General features: G+C 41.4%; 12 protein-coding genes. 9 read left to right on the forward strand and 3 right to left on the reverse strand.

The features are described 5' to 3' along the window. Positions 1-43: 43 nt before the first annotated feature. The 8 genes from mnmA (at position 44) to KQP79_RS02615 (ending at position 7824) form a co-directional block, all read left to right on the forward strand. Positions 44-1129 (forward strand): tRNA 2-thiouridine(34) synthase MnmA, encoded by a 1086-nt coding sequence (gene mnmA, locus KQP79_RS02580; RefSeq protein ID WP_004309388.1) that lies wholly within the window; start codon positions 44-46, stop codon positions 1127-1129. A gap of 24 nt (positions 1130-1153) precedes the next feature. Next, a complete protein-coding gene (locus KQP79_RS02585) occupies positions 1154-2509 on the forward strand; it encodes a S8 family peptidase (protein ID WP_004309387.1) in 1356 nt (451 codons plus the stop codon). 12 nt (positions 2510-2521) lie between these two features. Continuing rightward, complete coding sequence (gene xseA / locus KQP79_RS02590; protein ID WP_004309386.1) at positions 2522-3754, forward strand: exodeoxyribonuclease VII large subunit; 1233 nt, start codon at positions 2522-2524, stop codon at positions 3752-3754. 60 nt (positions 3755-3814) lie between these two features. Next, positions 3815-4024 carry an exodeoxyribonuclease VII small subunit gene (gene xseB, locus KQP79_RS02595; protein WP_004314727.1) on the forward strand — a complete coding sequence of 70 codons (210 nt, stop codon included), beginning with the start codon at positions 3815-3817 and terminating at the stop codon, positions 4022-4024. A 39-nt stretch (positions 4025-4063) separates the two neighbouring features. Next, complete coding sequence (locus KQP79_RS02600; RefSeq protein ID WP_255344217.1) at positions 4064-5095, forward strand: branched-chain amino acid aminotransferase; 1032 nt, start codon at positions 4064-4066, stop codon at positions 5093-5095. Positions 5096-5140: 45 nt separating this feature from the next. Beyond that, positions 5141-5758, forward strand: coding sequence for a DUF975 family protein (locus KQP79_RS02605; RefSeq protein ID WP_004309383.1), 618 nt, complete (start codon positions 5141-5143; stop codon positions 5756-5758). Positions 5759-5870: 112 nt separating this feature from the next. After that, on the forward strand, positions 5871-6629 hold the full coding sequence (gene trmB / locus KQP79_RS02610; protein ID WP_004309382.1) for a tRNA (guanosine(46)-N7)-methyltransferase TrmB: 759 nt from the start codon (positions 5871-5873) through the stop codon (positions 6627-6629). 94 nt (positions 6630-6723) lie between these two features. Further along, entirely contained in the window at positions 6724-7824 is a 1101-nt protein-coding gene (locus KQP79_RS02615; RefSeq protein ID WP_004309381.1) for an Mrp/NBP35 family ATP-binding protein, read from the forward strand. Between the two features lie 287 nt (positions 7825-8111). On the opposite strand, the gene KQP79_RS02620 is transcribed toward KQP79_RS02615, so the two are convergent. The 3 genes from KQP79_RS02620 to KQP79_RS02630 all read right to left on the reverse strand — a co-directional run bounded on the left by KQP79_RS02620 (position 8112) and on the right by KQP79_RS02630 (position 12419). Beyond that, positions 8112-10025 carry a TlpA family protein disulfide reductase gene (locus KQP79_RS02620; RefSeq protein ID WP_015532294.1) on the reverse strand — a complete coding sequence of 638 codons (1914 nt, stop codon included), beginning with the start codon at positions 10023-10025 and terminating at the stop codon, positions 8112-8114. 192 nt (positions 10026-10217) lie between these two features. Beyond that, on the reverse strand, positions 10218-12035 hold the full coding sequence (locus KQP79_RS02625; protein ID WP_015532295.1) for a M56 family metallopeptidase: 1818 nt from the start codon (positions 12033-12035) through the stop codon (positions 10218-10220). Between the two features lie 18 nt (positions 12036-12053). After that, the gene (locus KQP79_RS02630) at positions 12054-12419 is read right to left on the reverse strand and encodes a BlaI/MecI/CopY family transcriptional regulator (RefSeq protein ID WP_004307829.1); all 366 of its coding nucleotides are present in this window, start codon (positions 12417-12419) and stop codon (positions 12054-12056) included. 397 nt (positions 12420-12816) lie between these two features. On the opposite strand from KQP79_RS02630, the gene KQP79_RS02635 reads away from it, so the two are divergent. Next, entirely contained in the window at positions 12817-13380 is a 564-nt protein-coding gene (locus KQP79_RS02635) for a porin family protein (protein ID WP_004307830.1), read from the forward strand. Positions 13381-13473: the final 93 nt, after the last annotated feature.

Consider the following 13473-nt stretch of genomic DNA (forward strand, 5'->3'; position numbering starts at 1 on the left):
GAAATCTCGTACATTTGTAACCATGTAAATTTTCAAAATTCGAATGGAAGAACGAAACAAGAGAGTATTGGTAGGTATGAGCGGTGGCATAGACAGCACCGCTACTTGCTTGATGCTGCAAGAACAAGGATATGAGATTGTAGGAGTTACCATGCGTGTGTGGGGAGATGAACCGCAGGACGCCAGGGAGTTAGCTGAACGAATGGGGATTGAACATTATGTGGCAGATGAGCGTATTCCTTTTAAAGAGACCATCGTAAAAAACTTCATAGATGAATATAAGCAGGGGCGTACACCGAATCCGTGTGTGATGTGCAATCCGTTGTTTAAGTTCCGTGTTCTGACGGAGTGGGCGGATAAGTTGAATTGTGCATGGGTAGCTACCGGACATTATTCGCGATTGGAAGAGAAAAACGGAAACATTTATATAGTAGCCGGAGACGATGATAAGAAAGACCAGTCGTATTTTCTCTGGAGATTGGGGCAGGATGTGCTGAAACGTTGCATTTTCCCGTTGGGAGATTATACGAAGGTAAAGGTCCGTGAGTATCTTGCGGAGAAAGGGTATGAGGCAAAGTCGAAAGAAGGAGAAAGTATGGAAGTCTGCTTTATTAAAGGAGATTATCGTGATTTTCTTCGTGAGCAGTGTCCCGAACTGGATAGTGAAATCGGACCGGGATGGTTTGTCAACTCTGAAGGAGTAAAACTGGGGAAACATAAAGGAGCACCTTATTATACGATTGGTCAACGAAAAGGACTGGAGATTGCTTTAGGAAAGCCTGCTTATGTGTTGAAAATCAATCCGCAGAAAAATACAGTGATGCTTGGAGATGCCGACCAATTGGAAACTGAATACATGTTGGCGGAGAAGGATAAGATTGTGGATGAACGGGAACTGTTCGGGTGTGAGAATTTGACGGTACGGATTCGTTATCGCAGTCGTCCGATTCCCTGTCGGGTGAAAAGATTGGAAGACGGACGTTTGTTGGTACGTTTCCTCGAAACGGCCTCGGCCATTGCTCCCGGACAATCTGCTGTGTTTTATGATGGAAGACGGGTGCTGGGAGGAGCTTTCATCGCTTCCCAAAGAGGAATCGGGCTGGTGATTATAGAAAATGAAGAATTATGATTGATTAAAATAGAAAGATAACTTATGAAGAAGTTTATAGTATTGATTCTCGCTCTAAATATGTATCTGGGGGTATCTGCCCAATTTACTCCGGGAGATACCTTAAAATACCGGATTAGTCTGAAAGACAAAGCGGCTACGGACTATTCTTTGCAGAAACCGGAAAAGTATTTGTCTAAGAAATCTATTGAGCGGAGAAAAAAACAGGGATTGCCCATTGATTCTACCGATTTACCGGTTTGCAGGACGTATGTAGATGCCATACGAAAGACTGGTGTTCATGTACTTGTGACCGGGAAATGGGATAATTTCGTTACTGTTTCTTGTAATGACAGTACCTTAATCAGCGAAATAGCTCAACTGCCTTTTGTACGTTCTACAGAAAGGGTATGGAAAGGTATCACGCAAAGAGCATTTCAAAGAGACTCATTGATAAATAAACCGTTGCGCACCGATAGCCTTTACGGTCCTGCAATCACGCAAGCGGCTATGAGCCGCGTCGATCTCCTGCATGATGCAGGTTTTAAGGGACAGGGAATGACCATTGCTGTGATTGATGCCGGCTTCCATAATGTGGATAAGATTGATGCCATGAAAAATATCCGTATCCTCGGTGTGCGTGACTTTGTGAATCCGGAGGCAGATATTTATGCAGAAAGCAGTCATGGAATGTCTGTATTGTCCTGTATGGCTATGAACCAGCCGCATGTGATGATTGGCACTGCTCCTGAAGCTTCTTATTGGTTGCTGCGTAGTGAAGACGAATATTCGGAAAATTTGGTAGAGCAGGATTATTGGGCGGCAGCTATCGAGTTTGCCGATAGTGTAGGAGTGGATTTGGTGAATACATCGCTTGGTTACTACTCATTTGATGATCCTGCGAAGAATTATAGATATCGTGACTTGAATGGTCATTATGCATTGATGTCCCGGGAAGCAGCGAAAGCTGCCGATAAAGGAATGATAGTTGTGTGCAGTGCCGGAAATTCGGGTGCAGGTTCGTGGAAGAAGGTTACTCCTCCGGGAGATGCGGAGAATATCATAACTGTAGGAGCTGTAACAAAAAGAGGAGAATTGGCGCCGTTTTCTTCTGTAGGAAATACAGCTGACGGACGTGTGAAACCGGACGTAGTGGCTGTCGGTTTAAATTCGGATGTGATGGGAACGGATGGAAATCTTCGTCGCGCCAATGGAACCTCTTTTGCTTCTCCGATTATGTGCGGTATGGTAGCTTGCTTGTGGCAGGCTTGTCCGAAGCTGACGGCAAAGCAGATTATTGATTTGGTGCGTCAGTCAGGTGACAGAGCTGATTTCCCGGATAATATATATGGATATGGTATTCCCGATTTGTGGAAGGCATATCAATCAACTCAACGTTAACTGTTCTTTTTTATGGATTCTCTTTCTCTTTTAGAACTGAATTCACTCGTCCGCCGTAGTCTGGAGCAATGCCTGCCCGATGAATATTGGATACAGGCAGAGTTGAGCGATGTCCGTTCCAATACGACGGGGCATTGTTATCTGGAATTTGTGCAGAAAGATCCTCGTAGTAATAATCTCGTAGCCAAAGCACGGGGGATGATTTGGAATAATATCTACCGCTTGCTGAAACCCTACTTTGAGGAAAGTACCGGACAACTGTTTACCTCCGGTATTAAAGTGCTGGTGAAAGTAACTGTTCAGTTTCATGAGTTATACGGTTACAGTTTGACGGTGCTTGATATTGATCCTGCTTACACGTTGGGAGATATGGCTCGCCGTCGTCGGGAAATATTATTGCAGTTGGAAGAGGAGGGAGTCTTGACGTTGAATAAAGAACTTGAAATGCCAGTTCTTCCCCAACGTGTTGCCGTCATTTCTTCGGCTACCGCAGCCGGATATGGAGATTTCTGCCATCAGTTACAGCACAATCCGGGCGGATTCTATTTTTATACAGAACTTTTTCCGGCTTTAATGCAAGGCAATCAAGTTGAAGAGTCTGTATTGGCGGCTTTAGACCGTATCAATGCCCGCATCAATGAATTTGACGTAGTGGTCATTATTCGTGGCGGTGGGGCTACTTCTGATTTATCCGGTTTTGATACTTATCTACTAGCAGCTGCATGTGCGCAATTTCCATTACCTATCATTACCGGTATTGGTCATGAACGCGATGATACAGTGCTTGACTCTGTGGCTCATACCCGGGTAAAGACTCCTACGGCTGCTGCCGAGCTTCTGATTCATCAGGTAACGGAAGTAGCAGAGCATCTGGAAGAATTATCTGTACGTCTTCAACAGGGAGCTTATATGCTTCTTGAGCAGGAACAACGAAGATTGGAGGCGCTCCAAATCCGTATTCCCAATCTTGTTCACCGCAAACTTGCGGATGCTCGTTTTTCTTTGCTGGCAGCAAAGAAGGATTTGTCACAAGTGGCGAAAGCATTGTTGGCCCGTCAGTCTCACCGGTTGGAACTTTTGCAACAGCGGATAGCAGACGCCTCTCCGGATAAACTCTTGAGCCGGGGATACAGTATTACAATCAAAGACGGGAAAGCGGTGACGGACGCATCTTCGCTGAAACCGGGAGATCGCTTGACAACCCGGTTGCTGAAAGGAGAAGTGCAATCTGTGGTGGAAAAGTAACTATCCGTCGACTGTGTATTTGTAAGAACATTCATCATTAACCATTAAATATCAATCATCGTGGCAGCAAAAAAAGAAACATATTCCCAAGCAATGGAACGTCTCGAAAAGATCGTTCGCCAGATAGATAATAACGAACTGGATATCGACATTTTGAGTGAGAAAATAAAAGAAGCCAATGAGATTATTGCTTTTTGCAAGGATAAACTGACAAAAGCCGACCGGGAAGTCGAAAAATTATTGCAAGAAAAGAGGCTATCTGAAGAATAAAAGTTATTTTTGCGTTTCAATGCAATAGAAAATAAACTAATACATAACAATATGAAAGAAATAGACTGGGCGAATCTGTCATTCGGATACATGAAGACAGATTACAATGTGAGAATCAACTTCCGTAATGGTGCATGGGGAGAATTAGAGGTTAGTAGTGACGAACACCTCAATTTGCACATGGCGGCAACCTGTTTGCACTATGGTCAGGAAGCCTTTGAAGGGCTGAAAGCATTCCGTGGAAAGGATGGTAAAGTACGTATTTTCCGTTTGGAAGAAAACGCTGCCCGTCTGCAATCTACTTGTCAGGGAATTCTGATGGCAGAACTTCCGACAGAACGGTTTAAAGAAGCAATTTTGAAAGTCGTAAAACTGAATGAACGTTTTATCCCTCCTTATGAAACCGGTGCTTCTCTTTACATTCGTCCGCTGTTGATCGGAACAAGTGCCCAAGTAGGTGTACATCCTGCTGAAGAGTATATGTTTGTTGTGTTCGTAACTCCGGTAGGTCCATATTTCAAAGGTGGTTTCTCTACCAATCCGTACGTTATCATTCGTGAGTTCGATCGTGCCGCTCCTCATGGAACAGGTATTTATAAAGTAGGTGGCAACTATGCAGCCAGCCTTCGTGCTAACAAGAAAGCACACGATCTGGGTTATTCCTGCGAGTTCTATCTTGATGCGAAAGAAAAGAAATATATCGATGAATGTGGTGCTGCCAATTTCTTCGGTATTAAAGATAATACTTATATCACTCCGAAATCAACTTCTATTCTGCCTTCTATTACCAATAAAAGTTTGATGCAGTTGGCAGAAGACATGGGTATCAAGGTGGAACGCCGTCCGATACCGGAAGAAGAACTGGAAACATTTGAAGAAGCAGGTGCTTGTGGTACTGCCGCAGTAATCAGCCCGATTCAGCGTATCGATGATTTGGAAAACGGAAAATCATACGTTATCTCTAAAGACGGTAAGCCGGGACCTATCTGTACAAAATTGTACAATAAGCTGCGTGGAATTCAGTATGGCGACGAGCCGGATACACATGGCTGGGTGACGATTGTAGAATAACGATATATTATGAAATAACACATTTATCAATTAATATTATTCACTATGTTAAAACTAAACTCAGAACTGCGTGCTCAGGCGCGTGAGGCACTTCAAGGAAATTGGGTGATGGCGGCTGTAGCTGCCTTGATTTATTCGGCTATTGTCAGTGCAACAAGTTATTTACCTTTGGTAGGAACATTGCTTGTAGGATTGCCGGTGGCATACGGATTCACGATTCTCATGTTTAGCGTGATAAAAGGAGCAAAAGACATTGACTTGGGAATCTTGTTTGAAGGATTCAAAGACTACAGCCGAATCATGGGAACCGTAGTTTTAGTGTTTATTTATACTTTCTTGTGGTCGTTGCTACTAATTATTCCGGGCATCATTAAACACTATTCGTATGCGATGACACCGTATATTCTGAAGGAAGAACCCGAAATGAAAAACAATGCAGCTATCGAAAAGAGCATGGTTATGATGGATGGCAATAAGATGAAGTTGTTCATGCTTGATTTGAGTTTCATCGGTTGGGCTATCCTTTGCCTCTTTACTTTCGGTATCGGATTTTTCTTCTTGCAACCTTATATGCAGGCTTCTCATGCTGCTTTCTATGAAGATTTGAAAGCACAACAAGGTGGAAATGTAGAAGTAAACGTTGAGGTGAATGTTGAGATTTAATAACACGAATCATTCAATATTATAGAAGAATGGAGCATAGAGAAATCTGTGCTCCATTTCTTTTTGTCGGTTGCGTCAAAATCAGTACCTTTGCGACCTAATCAGGATTGATATGGGAAAGAATAAATTAGAAAAGTTTGCCGATATGGCGAGTTATCCACACGTGTTCGAATATCCTTATTCGGCAGTAGATAACGTGCCTTTTGACATGAAGGGGAAATGGCATAAGGAGTTTTTTAAAAACGATCATCCGATTGTGCTCGAACTAGGCTGCGGACGTGGTGAGTACACCGTCGGCTTGGGTAAAATGTTTCCCGAAAAGAACTTTATAGCAGTTGATATAAAAGGTGCCCGTATGTGGACGGGAGCAACGGAATCATTACAGGCCGGAATGAAGAATGTCGCTTTCCTGCGTACCAATATTGAAATCATTGAACGTTTTTTTGCCGAAGGCGAAGTAAGTGAAATATGGCTTACCTTCTCTGATCCGCAAATGAAGAAAGCAACCAAGCGATTGACTTCCACCTATTTTATGGAACGGTACCGTAAATTCTTGCAGCCGAATGGCATTATCCACCTGAAAACGGACAGCAACTTCATGTTTACCTATACAAAATACATGATTGAAGCGAACCGTCTTCCCGTTGAGTTTATGACCGAAGATTTATATCATTCCGATTTGGTAGATGATATTCTCGGTATCAAGACTTATTATGAACAACAATGGCTCGATCGTGGTTTAGCTATTAAGTATATCAAATTCCGGCTTCCGCAGGAAGGTCAATTGCAAGAACCGGATGTAGAAATAGAACTTGATCCTTATCGTAGTTACAATCGTAGCAAACGTAGCGGATTAAGTACAAGTAAATAGTTTTGTGCAGTAACAATCGCCCTTAAAGTGAACTGACACTTAATCGAATGGTGATTTTAAATTGTAAATAGTAAATCGTCAAATAGTAAATAAAATGACTCTCTATCCTAAATTGATATTAGATGCATTGGCAACGGTGCGTTATCCCGGTACGGGAAAGAATCTGGTGGAAGCGGAGATGGTTGCCGATAATCTCCGTATTGATGGCATGACTGTCAGCTTCTCATTGATCTTTGAGAAACCGACTGATCCGTTTATGAAATCAATGTTGAAGGCTGCGGAAACAGCTATCCATACGTATGTCTCTCCTGATGTGCAGGTAACGATCACAGCGGAAAGTAAACAAGCTGCCCGTCCGGAAGTTGGCAAGCTCCTTCCGCAAGTGAAGAATATAGTCGGCATATCTTCCGGTAAAGGTGGAGTAGGCAAGTCTACGGTGTCTGCGAATCTGGCTGTTGCTTTGGCTAAATTAGGTTATAAAGTAGGTTTGCTTGATGCTGATATTTTTGGTCCTTCTATGCCGAAGATGTTTCAGGTGGAAGATGCACGCCCTTATGCTGAACGTATCGACGGTCGTGACATGATTATTCCGGTAGAAAAATATGGAGTGAAATTATTATCTATCGGCTTCTTTGTCGATCCGGATCAGGCAACTTTGTGGCGTGGTGGAATGGCTAGTAATGCGTTGAAACAGTTGATTGCTGATGCAGCTTGGGGAGAGTTGGATTATTTTCTGATAGACCTTCCTCCCGGAACCAGTGATATTCATTTGACAGTTGTTCAAACGCTGGCCATGACAGGGGCGATTGTTGTCAGCACTCCGCAGGCAGTGGCTTTGGCAGATGCCCGTAAGGGAATCAATATGTTTACCAATGATAAGGTAAATGTACCTATCCTTGGTTTGGTTGAAAATATGGCTTGGTTTACTCCTGCCGAACTTCCCGAAAATAAATACTATATCTTCGGAAAAGAAGGCGCAAAGAAACTGGCTGAAGAGATGAATGTTCCTTTGTTGGGACAGATACCTATCGTACAAAGCATTTGCGAAGGGGGGGATAATGGTACACCTGTTGCGTTGGATGAAGATTCCGTAACCGGACGTGCTTTCTTATCCCTGGCTGCCAGTGTCGTTCGCCAAGTAGATCGACGGAATGTAGAGATGGCGCCGACTCAAATCGTGGAAATGCATAAATAAGTGGAATCTGGAGTTGGATAGCTTTGCAGTAAGTTATCCATAGGATATAAAACGAGCCTCTGTAGTCTTTTCAAAGACTATGGAGGCTCGTTTATTTATTGATTTTTAGGATTACGTATTCTTGCAAAATAATCTTATATTATAATCCGCGTAATCCGTGCCTAAATATATTATATAAACTAATTATGATGACATACTTATGTAGCAATTGTTGTTGGCGGATTTTCCTCTATAAGATAGTGACGGTATCATTATCATATACCGTCACTATCTTTTTAACGTTCGAATTACTTGTTCAAAGCTTTCATAAGCTCTTTTTTCATGGTGTCTACTCCGGGAAATCCAGTTTGTTTGAAGGTGATATTACCCTCCGGATCAACAATAAAATAAGTGGGAACTCCCCGGATATTGAAGCTGGACATCAGAAAACTCCATTGTTCATTTGTCACACGGAAATGCTCACCATGAATGTCGGTAATCATATTTTCCCAGGTGGCTTTGGGTGAAGTTTCGCCTGTGATGTAGAGGTAGATAATATCCTTGTCTTTTAATTCCTCTTTCATTGGAGTAATGGCTTTATTGGCTGTGCGACAAGGGCCACACCAAGTTGCCCAAAAATCGACTAACAACGTGTGTCCACGGAATTTAGAGATAATGGATGGGAATAAGTCCTCATTGGAGACTTGTCCCGTCTCGTTTACAGTGAAGCCTGTCTTTCTTTTGTTTAATTCTATTTTCTTTATTATTTCTTTGTTCGTTTGAGTAAGCATCTCTGCGTATGCCGGGGAAGAAAAAGTTTTTAGTTCGGCATTCTGCTCTGTTGTTAACGGGGTAAAATCCTTTATGGATTGATACAGCTTATTAAATTTAATGTTATCGAATAAGGGTCCCTGTCCCGTTCCCAGTGTCTCTTTAAGTACATCTAAAGAATTTGGCAGAAAACTTATCAAGTATATTGTTGATGCGTAATATTTACCGTATAGCGCTTTCAGAGTGTTGATAGAAGTGAACTCTTTCAATGTGTCATAGTATTCTGTAGGAATATCAATGCGGGTATTGTAGAAATAGTCGTCAGTCTGTTCTTTATTCAGTTTATTAACAGCGATATATGCTGATTTTAGTTCTCTCTCCGTCATGGCGATTTTACCAGTCGCTGCCAGATCTACCTGAATATTTAATAGCTCTTTACACGCATTGCTGTATGGGGATTGTGCAATTTCTTTTCGAATGGATGGAAGACGCTCCAATACATAAGCCTTGTATTCATCTGCGCTTTTCCCGGCAATGTCGTTATACATATCCATGTAATAAACTCTTTTCAACACAATATCTATATCTACGGAAGCTAATTCTTGTTGCAGACTAGCCAGATAACCATTAAAGTATACAGGTTCTCCATACGTTTTATCCTTTTTTTGCAGATGCGCCTGTCTACGGCATAGTTCCTTTGTATTGATGATGAGCGATGTCTCTTCGTTGGGAGCTATCAGACACTCGATCCAGCCAAAAGGAAGTTCTAATGATACACTTGTAACGGACGTTATTTTGACCTCCGCCTGAAAAGTGCCGTCTTCTTTGATCTTTATGATATTCTGTTCGTTGTGGACATTCAATGCAGGGCTTTCTATATGCATCTTCATTTGTTGCATCATCTCTTTCTGATAGTCCAGCATTTTCCCTTTGAGTGTAGCAGTCCCATAAACCAACTTTGGAGTAGGCAATATCGCTTTCTTGTTTATTTTGTGTACGACTGCTTCTTTGGGAAGTTTTTGTTTATAGAATGTATCTTTGTCTAATTGTATTCCCCATATCTTATAGGCCCCGTCGAAGTCCCCTTCCGAGAAATCCAGACTGGTTACATTTTCAGGTATTGGGGGAAATAAGAGTTGAAACTCCGCTTCTCCCGATTCCGGCATCCAGAATTCCTTATCCAATGTGATTCCAACTCCCTTTCGGATAGGATAAAGCATTCCGTTATTATCTTTCAGAAAACTGCCCGTTGCTATTTTAATCCAGTATTTCGGACGATAAAAAGCCTTTATATACACTGTTGTCACGGTATCACTCATGACAATTTTATCAATCTCAATACTATTGGAGCTCCATGCTAGAAAAGGAGGCCGCTCGATAACTCTGTCTTTGGCTTGTATGGTGCAGATTGTGCAGAATATTAAACCAATAATCCATGCGAATCTTTTCATGTGAATAATGTTTTATTACACGAACAAATATAAGGATCTTTTTATAACTATCCTTGCAAAAAGCTGAAAAAGAAATGACTTTTTACGGCACCGGGGAAAGATATGTCCGGCACCGGGGAGGAGAAGGTTCCCCCACCGATGAACGCCCCGTTCCTCACCGATGAGGAAAGGGAGCGGTATCGGGGAAGTTATTTATTGTAACCGGAACGTGATAGGGAGGGTATACTTAACAGGAACAGCCTGTCCTTTTTGCATTCCCGGTTCCCATTTAGGCATGTTGCCCACTACACGGATGGCTTCTGCATCCAGTGACGGAGATACGCTACGTAATACTTTTACGTTTGACAAACTACCGTCTGTTCCGATAATCATTTGTATGATTACCCTGCCTTGTTCTTTGTTTTTTTGAGCAATGACAGGATATTTGATACTTCTAGCAAGATAACGCATCAACCCGGCTTGTCCCTCCGGGAATTTGGGCATTGTTTCTACTACAGTGAAAGCCTGATCTGCGTTTTCTCCTTTCACACCTACTGCACCGGGAGTTGAATCTTCCTGTGGACCGTATCCCACTACAACTACTTCGTCCAGATCAGACTGTTTGATCTCTTCGGCCTTGGGTGGTTCTGGATCGGATAGTCTGAAAGCAACGGGAACTGTAAATCTTACATTTACTGCTTCCCCTCTTTGTTTGCCAGGTTGCCATTTAGGCATGGCAGCAATGACACGCATGGCTTCTTTGTCGAGATACGGATTGACACTTCGTTCTACTTTTGTGTTGGCTATACTTCCGTCCTTTTTAACGGTAAAGCTTACAATTACACGTCCTTGTATGCCATTTTCATGTGCTTCAGCCGGATATCTGACATTCTTCGACAAGTAATCCATCAATGCCTTCATCCCTCCCGGAAAATCCGGCATTTCTTCTACAACCTGAAAGACAACTGAATCCGGTACACTCTTGATTTGTGTTTCCGTTACTTCCTTTCCTTTTGTACCTTGCGGAAGAGTGATTTTTTGAATTTCTCTTGTAGAAAGTTCGGGAATATTTGTGGTTTCAGCTTGCATGGCAACTTCTTCCGTTATTTGTCCCATCATTTCTTTTGCAAATTTTTCAGTAGTACGTGCTACCATTTCGATGTTACTGACAATCATCAAGATGGCAGCCAAGGGAAGAAACATCAGATATTTTGTTCTTCCTATTTCTTTCGTTCTTCGTTTATTCATCATTTTAATACGATTTTTGAGTGGTAAAACATTGAAACTATTTGATAAATTTGCTGCAGCCTTGTGATGTGCCAGTCCCAATAAGTGGTACTGGTATGATTTACTATCATGTCCCGTCTCTAATACACGATGGTCTGCCATGTATTCGAGGTTTCCTCTGACTTCTCGTTTCATTAACCAGATAAATGGGTTGAACCAGCAGAATATGCACATTATTTCGCTGAAAAGTACATCCACCGAATGGTATTGACGGGCATGTGTCTCTTCATGCGTAATGATTTCACTGATTTCAGATTCCGTATGTGATTGCGGGTGTATGAATATCCAGTGGAAAAAAGAAAAAGGACCTGTTTCTTTTTTTAATAGATGTACGCGTACTCCTTGTATATTGCTTTTTGAGCATTGGAAATGCAATCGGATGATGCTACCCAGTTGTACGAAGAAACGTGCGGTAAGTAATAACATTCCGCTCCAATAAATAATTTTAGCGAACTGTATGATAACCTCTTGCCAATTTATGACAGTCTCTTGTGTAGGAGTCACAACTTGCTCCGGAAGCAGGATGGTTGCATAAAGATCTGCCATTGCCACCATCGGTTCGTGAGCTTTTATCCATCCCTGGATATTCAGTAGAGGGTAAAGCAAAGAGATGGCAAAGAAACATAACAAAGCCATTCTGCGCCAATGGAAGAAGGTGTCTTTGTGAAAAAACAACCGATAGAATGCGTAGAACAGTGCTATCGCTACATTTATCTTTAGAAAATAAGCTAGTTCCGGAGTCATGATGATGAATGTTTTCTATTAATCTTCTTTTCCTTTTTCAATAAGATCGATAATATCTTTGAGATCATCGGCCGAAATCTTCCGGTCTTTGGCAAAGAAAGAAACCATTTCTTTGTAAGAGTTCTCAAAGTAGTTACGAACTACACCGCTCATGAAATGACGTTTATATTCATTTTCACGAATGGCGGGAGTATATTGGTAGGTATTACCCACACGTTTCGGCGTGACATATCCTTTCCGCTCAAGGTTCTTTACGATAGATGCTACTGTGGTATAAGGAGGTGCCGGTTGCGTATACTTTGCAACAATGTCTTTTACGAAACAGCATTGTAACTCCCAAATGTAGATCATTACTTCTTCTTCTTGTATAGTTAACTTTTCCATGGAGATGTTGTTTAATTACGAATACTTCGCAAATCTACGAATATTTCGTAAATACGCAATAGTTAGTCGGTTAATAATTGTAAATGTATAAATCTTGCAAGAATATTTTAATTGTGATATGATCCTGAAAATATTTAGGCATAAAAACAGACCGGATGAGCATTGTTTTTGCCTAAATAGTCACACTTTAATAACATTTATGCAAAAAAGAGAGTATCTAGGATTTTTTTATATAAAATAAATGAAATATATTTGCGGCTACAAAATATACGTTAAATGTGGAAGGGTGCGTTTCAATGCTTTAACCGGTTGCGAATAATTCCCCGCACTTAAAACAAAACTATTAACTAACAATGCTAACCAGAGGGAAGAGGAAGGCAACTAAAAAATGAATGATATGAAAAAAGGTTTGATTTTTGTGCTATTTGCACTTGTTTCTATCGTTTCTTATTCTCAGATTTCTTGGAATGCCAAAGTAGGTATGAATATGAGTAATCTTACAGGTGATGTAGACACAGACATGAAGATTGGTTTTAATGTTGGTGTAGGTGCAGAATATGCATTTACGGAAATGTGGTCTGTTCAACCATCTTTGATGTTTACTTCTAAAGGTTATAAAGCTGATGGTGTGAAGTGTAATCCAATGTATTTAGAATTGCCGATATTGGCAGCAGCAAGATTTGCCATTGCTGATAATCAGAATATCGTGGTAAAAGCAGGTCCTTATTTTGCATTTGGTGTTGCAGGTAAATATAAATATGATGGAGTTGATGAAAAGGATGATGTTTTTGGAGATGATGGGTGGAAGAGATTTGATGCTGGTCTCGGTGTAGGCGTTGCTTATGAAATTAATAAATTCTTTATTGACTTATCTGGAGAATTTGGATTAACTAAAATTGCTGATGGTGACGGCGCTCCGAAGAACATGAACTTCTCTATCGGTGTAGGTTACAAGTTCTAAACTTATTATACTCTCTTTATAATATCTCTAAAATCCCTCGTTCTATACTCTCTTGGAACGGGGGATTTTTATATTCTTATTCGAAAAAAAACG

It is taken from the genome of Bacteroides sp. DH3716P, from assembly GCF_025914115.1.
GTDB lineage: Bacteria > Bacteroidota > Bacteroidia > Bacteroidales > Bacteroidaceae > Bacteroides > Bacteroides ovatus.